The following is a 16,514-nucleotide window of genomic DNA, read 5'->3' on the forward strand; positions in this document are numbered from 1 at the left end:
GCAAAAAGGCCGCGTATTCTAGCGATTTAGCCTATGGCCGGCGGGGAGACCGCCAACGCACGCGTTGACCGGACATTCAAACGCCGGCCCGTACCACCCGCACCAGCCTTGCGCCGGCCCGTACGGGCGAGCCTTTTGGCGCGTCGCCGATCGCCGGGTGCACCACTTCCGCTGACTTGAAACCCATCTGCTGCAGTTCGGAGCGAGCCTCCAACGCGGAACTGAAATGCAGGTGCACGGCGCCGCGTACGAAGCTCGACAGCAGCTTCAGGAAAGCCTGAATGAATAGGCCGCGATTATCGCTGGCGACGTGCAGGTCAGACAGATAAAGACCGTGTGGAAAGCCTTGAAGACTGTTGGCGAAGCGCCGCCACATGCCCAGCACCTGTTTGCGCGGGAAGTAGTTGAGCAGGCCCTCGGTGACGATGGCGGTGCCCTGAGTTCGGTCCAGGGCGGTGGCCAGCGCAGCCAGCGAATCGGCGCCACTGTCGGCCAGTGCGTCCAGCGCCACCACGCGGTGGCGTGGTCCCAACAGGTCGGCCCGTTGCAGACGTTTCAGCTTGTAGGCGGCCATGGCAGGCAGGTCGGCTTCCACGTATTCGATTCGGCTGCCGTGGCGTCGGGTGAAATCCCAGCCGCGCGGCGACAGGCCGGCGGCGATCTCGATGATCTGGGTGACTTGGCCGCTTTCGATGGCCTGTTCCAGCCAGGCGTCGATGGCTCGGTGCCGCGCCAGCAGCAGGCCGTCCAGGCTCGGCGTGCCGAGCCGGCGCGACACCGCGTTGAACGGGCGCAGCGCAGCGTAAAGCGCGCGCCCTTGCGGCGTCACCAGCGCCTTGTGCGACAGGCCATGGCGATACCAGGTGTAGCCGGTGTAGTGCGCGGTGGGGCTGATGCGCGCAGGATCGTCAGTGGACACGCCGCTCTCCCTTGACTGGCTTGCAGTGATGCGAGATCGACCATAGCACCCGGCCCAGGTGCGGCAGGCTTTCGGCGGCCATCGACTTGCCGGTGTTGAGCAGGGCCACGGAAATGTCGCGGTCCGGATCGGCCCAGCACACGATGTTGATGAAGCCCAGGTGTCCGTAAGCCCGGGCGCAGCGGGTGCCGTAGAGACCGAACGGGCTTTCGCCCAGCACGAAACCGGCAGAGAAGCGCACCGGCACCAGCAGCGTGCGGTCGATCTGGATCTTGCCGGCGGGCTTGACTGCTTCGGCGACCGTTTGCGGCTGCAACACCTGCGTGCCGTTCCAACGGCCGCCATCGAGCAGCATCTGGTAGAAGCGGCTGGATTCTTCCGCGGTGGAATGGATGTTGGCGGCCGGGATCACCGACGACAGGAACACCTCTTCATCCGACAACGGCGCCACCTCTTCGAATGGCATGCCGAGGGCGCGCTTGGCGACCAGGTTGAGCGGAAACACCAGCTTCGGCCCGGTGGAGCGGTTATGCGCCATGTCGGCCTGCGCGTCCGGTGCCAGGCCATAGCTGAAGTGCTGGCAGCCCAGCGGATCGGCCAGGGTTCCACGCAGCACCTGCGCCAGCGGCTTGCCGGAGACTCTGCGCACCAGTTCGCCGGTGATGTAGCCGCCGGTGACGGCGTGGTAGGACTGTTGCTGGCCGTGCCCGGAGCCGGGCTTGGACGCGCAGAGCAGGCGGATCACGGTGTCCCAGTCGGTCAGCAGGGCCGGGTCGACGTCGCGCACGGGCAGCGAGGGAATGCCGGCACGATGCGCCAGCAACTGGCGCAAGGTGGTTTGACCCTTGCCCTGCGCGGCGTACTCGGGAATGTAGTCGGCGATGCGGTCGTCCAGGCGCAACTTGCCCTGTTCCACCATCTTGTGCGCCAGCATCGCGGTGATGGCCTTGGAGGCCGAAAACAGGCAGACCGGTGCTTGCGGCGTGAGCAGTCGGCCGTCGGTGGCGTCTTCTCCCGCTGCCCGGCCGCGCAGGTGACCGATGGCGCGGTTCATCACCAATTGCCCGCGACGGCGGATCGCCAGCTGGATGCCGGGATGTAGGCCGCTGCGGTACATGCCTTCCACCGCGCTCCAGATTTTGCGTACCGCCAGCGGCGACAGTTCGGCGTCGCGTGGAGAGCATTCTTCGTGCGGATCGTAGGTAGTGACGGCAGCGAGATCCTGGGGGACTTCCACGAGGTTGCGGCAGCGCGCCATTGGAGTTTTCCGAAAGGTTGTTGTTTGGCCAGGCATTGGAAGAGGACGTGGCGCTGTGGTCAATGTCCGCGGCGCCAGAGGTGCCGTGCTTCGCGCGTCCTGCGATACAGTTGGCGCAACACGCCGCAGCGCGTTTGCGGCCACCACGTTGAGGAGAAGCTCATGAGCGCCGTCCTAAAGCCCAGCACTTCGGTGCGCGACCAGGTTTCCAGGGAAGAATGGGACCTGCGCGTGGACCTCGCGGCAGCCTATCGCCTGGTCGCCTCCTACGGCTGGGACGACCTGGTCTTCACCCACATCTCGGCGCGCATCCCCGGCCCCGAACATCACTTCCTGATCAATCCCTACGGCTGGATGTTCGACGAGATCACCGCGTCCTCGTTGGTCAAGATCGATCTGCAGGGCCGCAAGGTGATGGACTCGCCCTACGACATCAATCCGGCCGGCTTCACCATCCACAGTGCCATCCACGAAGCGCGCGAGGACGTGGTGTGCGTGATGCACACGCATTCGATCAACGGCGTGGCGGTGTCGGCACAGAAGGGCGGCCTGCTGCCGCTGTCGCAGACCGCCATCATCGCCGGCGCCTCGCTGGCCTATCACGACTACGAAGGCATCGCGCTCTACGAGGACGAAAAGCCCCGTCTGGTGGCCGACCTTGGCGACAAGTGGACGATGATGCTGCGCAACCACGGCCTGCTGACCATGGGCAAGAACTGCGCGGATGCGTTCATGCGCATGTACTTCCTGGAGGCCGCCTGCATGATCCAGGTGCGCGCCACCAGCAACGGCGGCGAGATGCACGCAGTGCCGGGCAAGGTGCTGGAAACCATCGACGAGCAGATCGAAATGGTCACCCGCGGGCAGTTCGGCCTGCTGGCCTGGCCGGGGTTGCTGCGGCGGCTGGATCGGCGAAATCCGGGATACCGGGACTGAGCCCAACGAGTTTCACCGCGAGTCGCCAGACAGGCGGTCGCCCCCCAAAGAGGAGGAGAACCGATGCAACTGGGTTATTTCACGATGCCCTCGCACCCGCCCGAGCGCCCGCTGCGCGCCGGCCACGAGTGGGACCTGCAGGTCATGCGCTGGCTCGATGAGCTCGGCTACACCGAGGCCTGGGTCGGCGAGCACCACTGCTCGCCCTGGGAGCCCAACTCCGCGCCCGACCTGCTGCTGGCGCAGGCCTTTGCACAGACCCGCAACATCCGCCTCGGGCCGGGCGGCTTCCTGCTGCCCTACCACCACCCGGCGGAGCTGGCCAACCGCGTCGCCACGCTCGATCACATCTCCGGCGGCAGGTTGAATTTCGGAGTCGCCGCCAGTGGCCTGCCCAGCGACTGGCAGATGTTCAAGGTCGACGGCATGTCCGGCGTCAATCGCGACATGACCCGCGAGGCGCTGGATATCATCCTCAAGCTGTGGTCATCGCCGGAGCCGTTCGAATACAACGGCAAGTATTGGCAGGTGGAGCTGCCGGCGCCGTCGTACCAGCTGCTGCGTCCACACCTGAGACCCCTTCAGCAGCCGCATCCGCCGATTGCCGTGGCCGGTCTGAGCAAGGGCTCCGACACCCTCAAACTGGCCGGCGAGCGCGGCTTCATTCCGATGAGCCTGAATCTCAATCCCGGCTATGTGGCCAGCCACTGGGAGTCGGTGGAGATCGGCGCTGCGCGCAGCGGGCGCACGCCCGATCGGCGCGACTGGCGCATCGTGCGCGAGGTGTTCGTGGCCGAAACCGACGAGCTGGCCTGGAAAGGCGCGGTGGGCGGCATGATGGGCCGCACCAGCTCCGAATACCTGCTGCCGCTGTTCTCGCAGTTCGGCTTTCGCGCCTACATGAAGCACCACGCCGACGTGCCCGACAGCGACGTCACCACCGAGTATCTGGCGCGGCACAACTGGGTGGTCGGTTCGCCCGCGACGGTGGCCGAGCGCCTGGAGCAGATTCACGAAGAGCTGGGCGGCTTCGGCACCCTGCTGGTGCTGGGCTACGACTACGCCGACGCCCCCGAGGCCTGGCAGCAGTCGCTGACGCTGCTGGCCAATGAGGTGATGCCGCGACTGCAGCACCTGTCGGCGCCGCTGCCGGTCGCGGCCTGAGTCGCGGTCTCGCTCAGCGGCTTGCCAACGCCACAGCCAGGGCGCCCATGCGCGCGATGCCTGCGCGCAGGGCGTCGTCCCAGGGATGGCCGTAGTTCAGGCGCAGACAGTGGGTATAGCCGCGCTGCGGCGAGAACATCGGTCCCGGCGACAGCCCGATGCCTTCGGCAGCGGCAAGGCCGTGCAGGCGCAGCGCATCAATACCTTGCGGCAGGGTCACCCAGGTGAAGTAGCCGCCCTGCGCTTGCGTGGCCTGCGTGCCGGACGGGAAATGCCGGGTGATCAGATCGAGCATCTGCGTCTGCTGCTGTTGCAGCACGCGGCGCAGCCGGCGCAGGTGCGCTTCGAAGCCGCTGCGTTGAAGGAAGTCCGCCAGGGCTTCCTGCGACGGCATGCTGGTGGCCAGGGTAGTGGTCATCTTGAGTCGGCGCACCCGTTCCGAGTAGCGCCCGGCGCTCACCCAGCCGACGCGAAAACCCGGCGCCAGGCATTTGGCAAAGCCGCCGCAGTGCAGGACCAGCCCCTCGCGGTCGAAGTGCTTGAACGGCTTCTGCGCGGCCTTGCCGAAATACAGCTCGGCATACACATCGTCTTCGATCAGCGGAATCTGGCGCTCGGCCAGCAGGGCCACGATTTCGCCGCGCTGTGCTTCGGGCACGCTGGCGCCCAGCGGGTTCTGGAAACTGCTCATGAACCAGCAGGCACGCACGGGGTGGGTATCGAGCACCTCGCGCAGCGCCTGCGGGTCCACGCCAAGTTGCGGATCGGTGCGCACCTCCACCGCACGCAGGCCCAGCCGCTCGATCGCCTGCAGCGGCCCATAAAAAGCAGGCGATTCGATGGCGATGACCTCGCCCGGCGCGGCCACCGCCTGCAGGCATAGATTGAGCGCTTCCATCGCGCCGTTGGTGATCAGCACCTCATCGAGCGCCACGTCGACACCGGTCAACAGATACCGCCGCAGGATCTGCTGGCGCAGTGCGGTGCTGCCCGGCGGCAGGTCCGCCACCGTGTCCCAGGGTTCCATGCGCCGCGCGCTCCGTGCCAGCGACACGGCGAGCCGATCCAGCGGAAACAGCACCGGGCTGGGAAACGCGGAGCCGAACGGCAACAGGCGTCGCTCGCGGGTGGCACCGAGGATGTCGAACACCAGGTCGGAGACCTCCACGGGGGTGGACGTGCCGGTGGGTGACGAAGCCGCGGGCGCGGACGCCGCCGCTGACAGTGGGCGATGTGCAACGAAGTAGCCGGAACGTGGGTGGGCCTCGACCCAGCCGCGGCGTTCGAGCTCGGCGTAGGCGTGCAGGATGGTCGAAGCACTCAGTCCGCGACGCTGTTGCAGGTCACGCACCGAAGGCAGACGCCGGCCGCGCACAAAGACGCCTTCGCGGATTCCGCGTTCGATCTCGTCAGCCAGTTGGCGGAAAAGGCTCATGCCGGCGCCGGGAAACTGATGTGCAGAAAATAGGGTTGATCTGTGTCTGCCGAAGTATCGACGCGCTTCCTAAACTTTGCGCCATCGACACATGCAGCATCGGAGATCCACCATGTCGCCGCAGATCATGTCACGCCGTCCGGCCGCGCAGGCACCCAAGGTGGGCGTGCTCGCCACCATCGCCAGCGTGCTCGCCGCGTTCTTCGGGGTGCAAAGTTCGCGCGTGCGTCAACGCGATTTCACCCGCGGTTCGCCGGCGCTGTTCCTGACCACGGCGCTGGTGCTGACCGCGGGCCTGGTGCTGCTGCTCTACGCCATCGTGCAGCTGGTCATTGCAACGGCCGTCGGGTGATGCGACGGGCCGCGGCGAAAAGCGCGATCAGTCTTTCAGCGCGTCGGCAAAGTAGTGCCGCACCTTTTCCACCTTGGGCATCGACACACCAGCGATATAGGGCTGCTGCGGGTTCAACCGCGCATAATCCTGGTGGTAATGCTCGGCGGGATAGAAGGCCTGCAGCGGCTCCAGCCGGGTGACGATGGGGGCGCGAAACACTTTGGCCGCGTCCAGCGCCCCGATGTAGCGCACCGCCACGCGCTTCTGTGCGTCGTCGGCATGGAAGATCGCTGATCGGTATTGGCGACCGAGATCGTTACCCTGGCGGTCGAGCTGGGTGGGATCGTGCGCGGCCATGAAGAACACCTTGAGCAGGCGACCGAAGCTGATGCGTGCGGGGTCGTAGTCGATCCGGATCGCCTCGGCGTGATCGGTGCGCCCCGAGCACACGGCATCGTAATTGGCGCTGGCCTCGTCGCCGCCGGCGTAGCCGGAAGTGACGGCGAGCACGCCGTCGAGCTGGCGGTACACCGCCTCGGTGCACCAGAAGCAGCCGCCGGCCAGGACCAGTTGCTGGGTGTCGTCGCCCGCATTCAGATCTTCGGGCGGATCGGGAAACGTCTGGTGTGGCGCCGTGCGCGAGGCGCCGGGCAGGTCGCAGCTTGCTGTCATGTGCGGTCTCCTGAAGAGCAGGCGGGCAGTGTGACGCGGTTGAAGGAAAGCGTCGCGAGGGCGGGACGCCTGCACTCAATCTGCGGACGCGCCGTGCGCTTGCAAGCGTTCAGGGCTTGCGCAGAAACAGGTCGGTCGGCTGAGCCAGGCCCAAGGTCATGACCTGCACCTGCGGGCGCGTCCGTGCCATATCCTCGAAGAACTCGTCCAGATCGACCGCCAATGGGAATGACCGCAAGGGCTGATCCAGCGGGCGGGTGAAGTCGTCCCAGTGCACCGGCACCACCACCCGCGCGCCCACCGCATCCACGGTCTGCTGCAGATAGGGCTCCAGCTCGTCGATCAAGGCGACACCCAGGAACACGGTGCCGGCGCGGACATCCGCCAGCATGCCGGGCTCGAAGCCGGCGCTGCCATGATGCAGCACCGTGCCCTGCGCATGCTCGACCAGAATCGAATAGGTGCCGCCGAGCCGGTAGTCCAGATACTTGGCCGGGGTCGGCAGCGGTACCTCGATTTCGCCCAGCGGCCTGCCGCCGGTGGCGCCGGCATGACGACTGGCGAAGAACGTGATGCGGAACGGCCCGGCCTCGATGGCCTGCTGCGGTTCGACTCTGTGCAGTAGCGACGACGACAGGCCCGCGCCGCGACCGATGTTGAGCGTGCTCTCCGAGCCGATCAGACGCGCGCCGGTCATGCGCGCCACCACGCCGGCGTCCATGGCGTGATCGAAGTGGGAGTGCGACACCAGCACTGCGTCCAGCCGGCGCAGATCCAGGCGTTGCAGCCATTGGCTGATGCGGGCTTCGTCGGGTTGGATGGGCCGGTTGAACATCATCGGCAGCAGGCCGGGCGGCCGGGTGAAGAAAGGGTCGATCAGCACCGCGTCGTCGCCGGCGCGCAGCAGCACTGCGCTGACACCCAGCCAGGTGGCGGTGAGCTGATCGCCAGGCAGCGCCGCTGGCGCCGCCTGGCGCTGCGCATAGTTCGCCAGCCCCGGCCGGTAGATCGACAGCGCCAGCCACACCGAGGCCGACATCAACAGCAGCAGAAAGACCCAGCGCAGGGGGCTCATGGGGTCGGTGGGCGAGACAACTGCACGATCAGGGCGTCGAAGAAGGTCATGCTGGCGTCGATCACCCGGCGGACGGGTTGGCGGTAGCCGCCGGCGGTCCAGCGCATGGCGATGTGTACGCAGGCGCCGATCAGACCGGTGGCGATAAGGTCCATATCCTGCGCCACCGCGTGCCCGCGGGGAAGGATGGCCACGGTCATCTGCTTGAGCAGATCGCCGAAACCGAAGGTCGCCTCCTGCGCGCGCTGTTCCATTTCCTGGCTGACCGTGAGCACTTCCACCATCAGCATGCGCGCCACTCGCGGGTCTTTCTTCAGGCGCCGGAAGAACACCTCCAGTCCGGCGCGTGCCATGGCCTGCAGGTTGGGCGCATGCGGCGCGGCGGCGGCCATGAAATCCACGCGCAGGTGGGCGATCAGGTCGGCGTATACGGCAGCGAACAGCGCTTCGCGATCCTTGAAGGATTCGTAGAAGTAGCGCTCCGTGAGCTGCGCCTGGGCGCACAGTTCGCGCACCGTGACGGCGTGGTAGCCGCGCGAGCCAAAACATTCCAGGCCGGCTTCGACGAACTGGCGCCGGCGTTCCTCCTGGCGCGCGCCAGCGTCGACGCCCCGGTAGCGACGGCGGGTTGGTGCGGCTTTCTCCGATGGATTCATTTCCAGATATTGACATGGAGTATTGTCAGAAATAAAGTGACAACAATTCATGTCACATAGCGGAGTCCGCACCATGGCTTTCGATGCAGCAGACCGGCGTCCCGGCGTCACCCATTTCGACACCCTGATCGTGGGCACCGGCTTTGCCGGCCTGGGCATGGCGATCAAGCTCAAGGAGCAGGGGCTCAACGACTTCGCCATCCTGGAGCGGGCGCTGGATGTCGGCGGCACCTGGCGCGACAACCACTATCCGGGATGCGCCTGCGACGTGCAGTCGCACCTGTACTCGTTTTCGTTCGAGCAGAACCCGGACTGGTCGCGCATGTTTGCCGGCCAGGGTGAGATCTGGGCCTATCTGCGCGCTTGTGCGGACAAGTACGGTCTACACCCGCACCTGCGCTTCGGTGCCGACGTTACCGGCGCGCACTGGAACGACGAACAGCAGCGATGGACCGTGAGCACTCGCGACGGCCGCTCCTTCACCGCGCGCGTGCTGATCTCCGGCATGGGCGGCCTGTCCAATCCGGCGATCCCACGGCTACCGGGACGCGAAAGCTTCCAGGGTCCGCAGTTCCACTCTGCGCAGTGGCGCCATGATCTGGACCTCACCGGCAAGCGTATCGCAGTGATCGGCACCGGCGCCTCGGCAATCCAGTTTGTGCCGCAGATCCAGCAGCAGGCCGCGCGGGTCGATCTGTATCAGCGCACGCCGCCATGGATCGTGCCCAAGCCGGATCGGGCGATCTCGCCACTGGAACAGCGTCTGTTCAAGCGCGTGCCCGTGCTCCAGAACCTGTACCGCAAGGCGATCTACTGGATGCTGGAAGCGCGCGTGCTGGGCTTCACCGTCAACCCGAGACTGATGAAGTTGTTCGAAGGGGTGGCGCGCGCGCACTTGCGCCGTCAGGTGAAGGACCCGGCGCTGCGCGCCAAACTCACGCCGGACTACACCATCGGCTGCAAGCGCATTCTGATCTCGGACAACTATTACCCCGCGCTGTCGCAGTCCAATGTGGAAGTGATCGCGCAGGGCGTGCGCGAGATTCGCGCCAACAGCGTCATCGCCGCCGACGGCAGCGAGCGCGAGGTCGACGTGATCATCTGGGGCACCGGGTTTCATGCCGCAGACCCGGTGCCGCGTGGTCTGTTCTTCGGCCGTGACGGCGTCGACATTCTGGACGCCTGGAAGGACGGCGCGGAGGCCTACAAGGGCACCACGGTGGCCGGGTTTCCCAACCTGTTCCTGATTGTCGGTCCCAACACCGGGTTGGGTCACAGCTCGATGGTGTTCATGATCGAATCGCAGATCCGCTACATCTTGGAAGCGCTGAAGACTCTGCGTCAACGAAGTGCGCAGTCGGTAGAGGTGCGCGCCGACGTCCAGCAGCGCTTCAATGCGGGCTTGCAGGCGCGTATGGCCAAGGCGGTGTGGAAAACCGGTGGCTGCCAAAGTTGGTATCTGGACGCCAACGGCCGCAACGTCACCTTGTGGCCAGGCGCAACTTGGCAGTTCCGGCTGCAGACGCAGCGGTTCGACGTGGACAACTATCGCTTGAGGCCGGCTTCGACGCCGCTGGCTGCAGCGTCGGGAACGGCGGGCCGCAGAGCGGAGTCGCCGGTCACGGCGACTGGGCAATAATCCCCACGCGATTCGACCCGGAAACGAACAGGGGAGCAGACATGGGGATTTTGTCGAGAGCGACGCTGGCAGCGTTGGGGGCGATGTGGTGTGTAGGTGTGGCGCAGGCACAGGCCAACGCCTGTCTGGCAGACAGCGGCAATCCGCCGCGGGCAACGACCAAGACCGTACAGGGCGATCTTTCCGGAGGCTTTGTCGCTGCGCTGAACTGTTCGCTGCGCGGCGGCGAGGTGCTGAGCTTTACCGACATCAACGGCACTCTGCGATCGGCCTGTCTGCGCGTGCCGCCGGGCACTTCATTGCTGTCCAAGCGACCTCTGGTGGTGTTCCTGGGGGGCGCGCGCTCATCTTCGATCCAGTCGGGTACGGCGGCGGGGTTGGACCTGTTGTATCGGACGGCCAACCTCAGCGGTAGCAGCCTGCGCAAGGGGTTCGTGCTGCTCACCGTGGAAGGGCGCGACACGCAGAAGTTCTACCCGGCACCCACCGATCAGGGCACGGGTTGGGACGTCTGGTACCGCAATCTCAATCGCAACGATCCGGCAATCAACGTGGACGCAGCCGCGCTGGACCGGTTCGTTGCGCAGGTCGAGCAGCGCGGCATCGTCGAGGCCAAGCGCAAGTACGTGATGGGCTGGTCCAACGGCGGCGCGATGGCCCTGCTTTACGGAATGAACACTCCGGGTGTCGCGGCCACGGTGGCGTACTCGTCCTCCGATCCCTACGCCGACCAGTTCGATCCTTGTCCGCAAGCTCCCTTCGCCAGCAACCGCCGGCCGGTGATGACCTTGCACAACCGCTGCGATCTGTTCGGCTTCTGTGCCACCGGCGGACTCGGCTTTGGCGATCGCGTCCGCGGCGGAGTGGCCGGCGTGCCGGTGTCCACCGTGCTGATCGACGGCTTGCAGCGCCGATCGGCGTCCTGCGATGCCTCATGCAGCTACGACGTCAGGACGGATCCCGCCAGCCGAGCGCGCCGCGGCGCCCTGCAGCACGCCATCTGGCCCAGCCAGTGGAACGACGACTTCATGACCTTTCTGCGCAACAACCCGCGCCCTTGATCCTGCATTCCCGACCCATAGCCCATGAAAAATTTTCGCGACAAGGTTGCCGCTGTCACCGGCGCCGCCTCCGGTATCGGTCGCGCGCTGGCCTTGGAACTGGCCAGCCGCGGCTGCCACCTGGCGCTTAGCGATGTCAACGACGACGGTCTGGCGGAAACGGTGCGAATGGCGCAGGCGGCCGCACCGGTGAAAGTGACCGCGCAGAAGCTGGACGTGGCCGACCGTGCCGCGGTGCATGCCTGGGCCGAGCAGGTGGTGGCCGATCACGGCCGTGTGAATCTGATCTTCAACAATGCCGGCGTGGCGCACGGCTCCACCATCGAAGCGGCGACTTACGAAGATTTCGAGTGGATCATGGGCATCAATTTCTGGGGCGTGGTGCACGGGACCAAGGCCTTTCTGCCCCATCTGCGCGCCTCCGGCGAGGGCCACGTGATCAACGTCTCCAGCGTGTTCGGCATCATCGGTGTGCCCACCCAGGGCACCTACAACGCGACCAAGTTCGCAGTGCGCGGCTTCACAGAAGCCTTGCGCCAGGAACTGGATATCCAACGCGGCCCGGTCAGCGCCACCAGCGTGCATCCCGGCGGCATCAAGACCAACATTGCCAACGCCGCGCGCTTCGATCGCAGCGCTGAATCGATCACCGGGCAGAGCCAGGAAAAGAGCAAGAAAGAATTCGAGAAGATGTTCAGGACCACGCCGGATCAGGCCGCGCAGGTCATTCTCAAGGCGGTCGAGAAAAATTCGCGTCGCGTGCTGATCGGCCCGGATGCCTACTTCATCGATGCCATGCAGCGGCTACTGCCTTCGGGCTATCAGCGGATCGTGGCCGGCATGACCCGGCGCAAGCCGAAGGACCGGGGCTGAGCGCGCCATCGGGGGCGCTGCACGTTCAGGATTTGGCCGCTGTTTCCCGCGCCACGTCCTGGTCGAAGTTGCCCTGGTCCAGCTTGGCCATGTGGGGGTAGTGCCGCGCAAACGCGTCCTGGATGTCAGCCAGCGGCACGTCGTCAAATTCGCCGCGCAGTTGCAGGTATTCCATGTGCCGCTGCCCCGCCAGGTCGTAAGGGTGGTAGATGGAATCCTCCAGGCCGTCGAATTCCAGCGGCTTGAGCCCGAACTTCTCGCACAGCGACAGGTTGAACGCGGGAGTTGCCTTGACCCAGTGGCCGTTGAGACCGATCGCGGTGTAGCCGTGGTAATAGAACACGTCGGTCTGCATGGTCTGGCGCATGCGCTCGGTCGACAAATGATTGCGTACGTCGGCATAGCCCAGTCGCGCCGGTATGCCCATGCTGCGACAGGCCGCGGCGAGCAGCACGGCCTTGTTCACACACCAGCCGCGGCCGGAATGCAGCACGGTGCTCGCCTTGAGGCCGTCGATGCTCAGATCAAGCAGATAAGGGTCGTAACGGATGTCGTCGCGCACCGCGTAGTACAGGCGCACCGCACGCCGGCGCGGATCGCTTTCCGCGCCCGTGGCACTGGCGGCAAACGCTCGGATATCGTCGCGGTCCGACTCGATGAAGGCAGTGGAACGCAGGGCGGCGTCAGGGTCGTTCATGATTGATTCCGGTGGTCGATGCATGTGGCGGCGTTCTCGTTCGGATCGGTCGCGGCTTCGTGCAATGCAGGCGAATCCGCCTGCAGCGTCAGCCGGCGCCGGCTTTCGAACACCCTGCGCTCGCCGCTCAAGGGGTCGTTAAAAGCCAGTCCGCGCGCCAGTAGCATCAGCGGATGGTGAGGATCGTCGGGCGCCTCTTCAAGGTTCACCGGATACAGCGGGTCGTTGAGGATGCCGGCGCCCAGGGCGGCCATGTGTACGCGCAACTGATGCTTGCGACCGGTCACTGGACGCAAGCGATAGTGGGCCAAGGCGCCCCACACCTGCAGGCATTCGATAAGCGTCCGGCTGTTGGGAGTGCCGTCGGCTTCACGCATGCGGAAGAACGGCTCGCCGGGCAGCAGCCGGCTGCAACGCTCGACGGGAAAGTCCTGTCCCGGCATTGCTGGTGCCAGCGCCTCGTAGGTCTTGTCGATGCACCGCTGCGCAAACAGCGACTGGTAACGGCCGCGTGTGGCGGGGTCGGCCGAAAACATCACCAAGCCGCTGGTAGCGCGATCGATGCGATGCAAGGGCGCCAGATCGGCCAGCGCGTAGCGTCGCCGCAGCCTTGCCAGCAGGGTCTGCTCCAGATATCTTCCGGCTGGCGCCACCGGCAGAAACGGCGGTTTGTCGACGATCAGCAAGTGCCGGTCGCGGTGGACTTCGTGCACCTCGCCGGGGATGTCAGGCTCGCGGTCCAGCTCGCGGAAATAGCGAACGGTCATGCCGACGCGATAGGCGCTGCCGGCGTCCAGCAAGCTGCCGCTGGCGTCGAGCACGCGGCCGCGCAGCAGACGGGAGGCCCATTCCTGGCGGCCGACGCCGGGGAAACGCTCGCACAGGAACTCGAACACCGTGCTCCAGGGCCCGGGCGGCAACTGCACCTGGCTGGCACCGACGCCATCCGGCGTCACGGCTGCGGTGGCCATCAGTAATGTGGCGGAACTTCGTCAGCCGGCGTGCTCTTGAAGGTGTCGGCAGACGCGTTGCGGACACGATCCGCGAGCTGGAGGCACAGGGCTTTCAGGCTGTCGATCTGCTGCTGCTGGGCGGCCACCGTATCGCTGAGCACGCGCAGGGTCTCGTCCTGATAGGCGTAACGGGTTTCGAGTTCGATGATTCGTTCTTCCATCATGGTGTCAGCATAGCGGTCTCCGCGCCGCCCATTCGGGCGTTGAGCAGTACGGCCAGGGCGAGCGCGATGAGCACCAGGCCCATGGCATGGTCGATGTGATGACTGATCGCCCCCAGACGACGGCGCAGGGCGGGATGTCCAACGGTACAGGCCAGGAACGAAAACCAGGCCACGGTCGCCAGCACCAGCCACAGGCTCAGACCCAGCCGCAGCCACACCGGCGTGTCGACGGTGATGACGCTGGAACACAGCGCCACGAAAAACAGCAGTGCCTTGACGTTGAGCAGGTTGGTGGCCAGGCCGATTCCGTAGTGCCGCCATGCACCCCGCTTGTTCAGGTGTGCAGTCAGCGGATCGGTGGTCTGTGCCGGGCGCGTACGCAGCGCCTGCACACCCATCCACAACAGGAACGCCGCGCCGCCGTAGCGCAGCAGCGGCAGCAGGCCGGGCAGATTTTCCACCGCCCAGCCCAGGCCGAACATGCCCCAGGCGACATGAAACACGATGCCACTGCCGATGCCGCAGGCAGTCAGCACTCCCCCGGTGCGACCGTGAGCGAGGGTCTGACGCATCACCACCGCAAAGTCGGGGCCGGGACTGGCGACGCCTAACGCGTGCGCCAGCGCCACCGCAGCGAACAGGGTCCAGGGATCGGTCATCGCGCACGTCGTGCAGGGGGACCACCATTGTGGCGTCCCGTGTATGCAGTCGCCGCGGGACCTATTCCGGCGACGTAGCAGCCGAAGCGGCCGGCTCGGCCGGCGCCGGCTCCGCGGGCACCTGAGGCGCCGCAGCAGGCGCCGTCGGGATCGCTGCTGCGGTGGCCTCGACCGCCACGCCCGGCTCCGACGGCGACAGGCTTGGATCAGCCGCGGGCGACGAAGACGGTGTCGTCTGCTCTTGCGGCTCGGCCGCTGGCGGTGCCTCCGTCGCCGCAGCAGAAATAGCGGCCGTGGTCGGCGTCCCGGGCGGCGGTTCCGGCGCGGGCGGCTCGCGCAGCCGTGCCACTTCGGCGCTGAGCATCTGGCGGCAGCTCATGCAGGCGCTGCGGGCGAAAAGATCGCTGAGACGCTCGGCCTGACCATCGAAAGTGTCGTCGGATTCCAGGATGCGCTCGGCGATGCGCTCGTAGGCCGGCAGCAGCATCTGCTGCAGCTGACCGTCCAGGCTGCGCAAGCTTTCCAGGCTGTCGGCATCCAGAGCACGCAGCTCCGGTACGGTCATGACCTGGCGCAGTTGCGCCAGCTCGCGCTCCGCCTTGCGCAGCACCGGCGCTTCCGGCGCGGCGTTGGCGGCCAGTTCCGCAGTCCATTCCGGATAGGACTGCGCGCGTTCGAACAAAGCGGTGCTGTGGTCCCAGATGGCGGCGTATTGCGACTGCCCGCGTACCGCGGCGGCGCGCACACAGGCCTCGATCTGACTCGCCCGCTCGCTGAAGTGCTTGACCCAGAACGCGTCGTCGGCGCTCGGCAGCAGCGCCGACTGCTGCGCGAACTGCAGCAGTCGGCCCGCGCGACGCCAGCTCGGGGTGTCGTCCTGCGCGCGACGCGCCTGCAGCAGCAGCTCGCCGCGCGCCAGCAGATAGCGCTCGTATTCGGTCTGGCGACGCGCAAGCTGGCCTGACGCCAGCAGCGCCCGGTAATCGGCCCAGACGCGCTCGTCGGCCTCGCAGGACACCGCGCTGCCGATGAAATCCTTGATCGACCGGAAATCCGTGACGTCCAGCTCGAAGCGCACATAGGCCTGTGCCGGCAGCCAGGGCTTGCCGTCGGCCTCGCACAACCCGGAGGGGGAATGGGCGCGCTCGCAGCGGCGCAAATTGGGCGCCGCGGCCTCGAATTCGATGGTGTTGGGGTTGAGCATCACCACGAACTGGCGTCCGTGCAGGGCGTCCAGCCCCTGGTCCGAGCGCAGGCCCAGCAGCGTTTTTTCCTCCCAGTTCTTTTTTTCGGTCTTGATCTCGTCGCTGAGCAGCTCGCCCAGTTTGGAACTGAGGCCGGACACCACCTGACCGCCCGGCACGAACCCCATGCCGAACTTGAGCATCGGCTCGCCGGTGGCGATTTCGAGCAGATTGGTGACCCACTTGGCCTTGTCCGCGGGCACGCCGCGCACCACGATCTGCAGATGCGGCGACTTCGACAGCGACTCGGGGTCCACCAGCAGCCCCTCGCTGAGCAGGGCGTTGTCCACCACCGAACTGACGGTCTTGCCGGCCTGCACGTCGTAGAGAAGCACCGGAATTTCGGGATCGGCGTCGGCGGCAAAGCTGGCCACCGTGCCTTTGCCGAAGCGCGCCGAGATCAGCAGCATGGCTGGACGGTCCGCCCCTTCGCCGAAATCGATGGTATGACCCTTGGCGTCGAGGTTGGAGCTGACGAAGATGCGCAGATAGCCGTCCGCAAACTTGGACGACAGATTCTCAACCGGATCCTGGGCCACTGGTGTGGCCACCGGTTTGACGAAGCGCCCTTGTTTGGCGCCGCACGCAGCGACGGCCCCGGCAACGGTCAGGGCAAGCAGGCAGCGGAGCAGGGTGGACATAGAGCGCGGTGGCATTCGAACGCCGCTTGGACCGTGCGGCGAGTCGGGAGTTTTGACAACAGACATCTTAGGCT

Annotated in this window: 17 protein-coding genes; 6 read left to right on the top strand and 11 right to left on the bottom strand. The window is 66.2% G+C overall.

Translation table 11 applies throughout. The features are described 5' to 3' along the window. Window positions 1-76 precede the first annotated feature (76 nt). Both ACOOHP_RS05835 and ACOOHP_RS05840 read right to left on the bottom strand, forming a co-directional pair. On the bottom strand, window positions 77-919 hold the full coding sequence (locus ACOOHP_RS05835; protein WP_420465517.1) for a class I SAM-dependent methyltransferase: 843 nt from the start codon (window positions 917-919) through the stop codon (window positions 77-79). After that, complete coding sequence (locus ACOOHP_RS05840) at window positions 909-2,177, bottom strand: serine hydrolase domain-containing protein (protein WP_420465518.1); 1,269 nt, start codon at window positions 2,175-2,177, stop codon at window positions 909-911. The genes ACOOHP_RS05835 and ACOOHP_RS05840 overlap by 11 nt, the downstream gene beginning before the upstream one ends. Window positions 2,178-2,339: 162 nt before the next feature. Between ACOOHP_RS05840 and ACOOHP_RS05845 the strand changes: the two genes are divergently transcribed. Next, window positions 2,340-3,113 (top strand): class II aldolase/adducin family protein, encoded by a 774-nt coding sequence (locus tag ACOOHP_RS05845; RefSeq protein WP_420465519.1) that lies wholly within the window; start codon window positions 2,340-2,342, stop codon window positions 3,111-3,113. Between the two features lie 63 nt (window positions 3,114-3,176). Then, a complete protein-coding gene (locus tag ACOOHP_RS05850) occupies window positions 3,177-4,277 on the top strand; it encodes an LLM class flavin-dependent oxidoreductase (protein WP_420465520.1) in 1,101 nt (366 codons plus the stop codon). 13 nt (window positions 4,278-4,290) lie between these two features. Here the strand turns inward: ACOOHP_RS05850 and ACOOHP_RS05855 are convergent, their stop codons facing one another. Next, window positions 4,291-5,712 (bottom strand): PLP-dependent aminotransferase family protein, encoded by a 1,422-nt coding sequence (locus ACOOHP_RS05855; RefSeq protein ID WP_420465521.1) that lies wholly within the window; start codon window positions 5,710-5,712, stop codon window positions 4,291-4,293. 112 nt (window positions 5,713-5,824) lie between these two features. Between ACOOHP_RS05855 and ACOOHP_RS05860 the strand changes: the two genes are divergently transcribed. Continuing rightward, window positions 5,825-6,064, top strand: a complete 240-nt coding sequence (locus tag ACOOHP_RS05860; protein WP_420465522.1) for a DUF2970 domain-containing protein — start codon at window positions 5,825-5,827, stop codon at window positions 6,062-6,064. 27 nt (window positions 6,065-6,091) lie between these two features. On the opposite strand, the gene msrA is transcribed toward ACOOHP_RS05860, so the two are convergent. The 3 genes from msrA to ACOOHP_RS05875 all read right to left on the bottom strand — a co-directional run bounded on the left by msrA (window position 6,092) and on the right by ACOOHP_RS05875 (window position 8,449). Then, a complete protein-coding gene (gene msrA, locus ACOOHP_RS05865; protein ID WP_420465523.1) occupies window positions 6,092-6,718 on the bottom strand; it encodes a peptide-methionine (S)-S-oxide reductase MsrA in 627 nt (208 codons plus the stop codon). Window positions 6,719-6,827: 109 nt separating this feature from the next. Then, the gene (locus ACOOHP_RS05870) at window positions 6,828-7,793 is read right to left on the bottom strand and encodes an MBL fold metallo-hydrolase (RefSeq protein WP_420465524.1); all 966 of its coding nucleotides are present in this window, start codon (window positions 7,791-7,793) and stop codon (window positions 6,828-6,830) included. Continuing rightward, window positions 7,790-8,449 (bottom strand): TetR/AcrR family transcriptional regulator, encoded by a 660-nt coding sequence (locus tag ACOOHP_RS05875; RefSeq protein ID WP_420465525.1) that lies wholly within the window; start codon window positions 8,447-8,449, stop codon window positions 7,790-7,792. The genes ACOOHP_RS05870 and ACOOHP_RS05875 overlap by 4 nt, the downstream gene beginning before the upstream one ends. A 73-nt stretch (window positions 8,450-8,522) precedes the next feature. Here ACOOHP_RS05875 and ACOOHP_RS05880 point away from each other — a divergent pair, with 73 nt between their 5' ends. The 3 genes from ACOOHP_RS05880 to ACOOHP_RS05890 are packed head-to-tail and all read left to right on the top strand — an operon-like array spanning window position 8,523 to window position 12,022. Continuing rightward, window positions 8,523-10,088: a flavin-containing monooxygenase gene (locus ACOOHP_RS05880; protein ID WP_420465526.1), complete on the top strand. Its 1,566-nt coding sequence runs from the start codon at window positions 8,523-8,525 to the stop codon at window positions 10,086-10,088. A gap of 41 nt (window positions 10,089-10,129) precedes the next feature. Continuing rightward, window positions 10,130-11,149: a hypothetical protein gene (locus ACOOHP_RS05885; protein ID WP_420465527.1), complete on the top strand. Its 1,020-nt coding sequence runs from the start codon at window positions 10,130-10,132 to the stop codon at window positions 11,147-11,149. Between the two features lie 24 nt (window positions 11,150-11,173). After that, entirely contained in the window at window positions 11,174-12,022 is an 849-nt protein-coding gene (locus ACOOHP_RS05890) for an SDR family NAD(P)-dependent oxidoreductase (protein ID WP_420465528.1), read from the top strand. A 25-nt stretch (window positions 12,023-12,047) separates the two neighbouring features. Here the strand turns inward: ACOOHP_RS05890 and ACOOHP_RS05895 are convergent, their stop codons facing one another. The 5 genes from ACOOHP_RS05895 to ACOOHP_RS05915 form a co-directional block, all read right to left on the bottom strand. Then, window positions 12,048-12,719 (bottom strand): transglutaminase-like domain-containing protein, encoded by a 672-nt coding sequence (locus tag ACOOHP_RS05895; RefSeq protein WP_420465529.1) that lies wholly within the window; start codon window positions 12,717-12,719, stop codon window positions 12,048-12,050. Then, window positions 12,716-13,690, bottom strand: a complete 975-nt coding sequence (locus tag ACOOHP_RS05900) for a pseudouridine synthase (RefSeq protein WP_420465530.1) — start codon at window positions 13,688-13,690, stop codon at window positions 12,716-12,718. Before ACOOHP_RS05900 ends, ACOOHP_RS05895 begins: the two co-directional genes overlap by 4 nt. Continuing rightward, window positions 13,690-13,896, bottom strand: a complete 207-nt coding sequence (locus ACOOHP_RS05905) for a SlyX family protein (RefSeq protein ID WP_420465531.1) — start codon at window positions 13,894-13,896, stop codon at window positions 13,690-13,692. Before ACOOHP_RS05905 ends, ACOOHP_RS05900 begins: the two co-directional genes overlap by 1 nt. After that, window positions 13,893-14,555: a LysE family transporter gene (locus tag ACOOHP_RS05910; RefSeq protein ID WP_420465532.1), complete on the bottom strand. Its 663-nt coding sequence runs from the start codon at window positions 14,553-14,555 to the stop codon at window positions 13,893-13,895. Before ACOOHP_RS05910 ends, ACOOHP_RS05905 begins: the two co-directional genes overlap by 4 nt. A 61-nt stretch (window positions 14,556-14,616) precedes the next feature. Next, a complete protein-coding gene (locus ACOOHP_RS05915; protein ID WP_420465533.1) occupies window positions 14,617-16,440 on the bottom strand; it encodes a hypothetical protein in 1,824 nt (607 codons plus the stop codon). Between the last annotated feature and the right edge of the window lie 74 nt (window positions 16,441-16,514).

The sequence above is a fragment of the Panacagrimonas sp. genome, assembly GCF_965216805.1.
GTDB lineage: Bacteria > Pseudomonadota > Gammaproteobacteria > Nevskiales > Nevskiaceae > Panacagrimonas.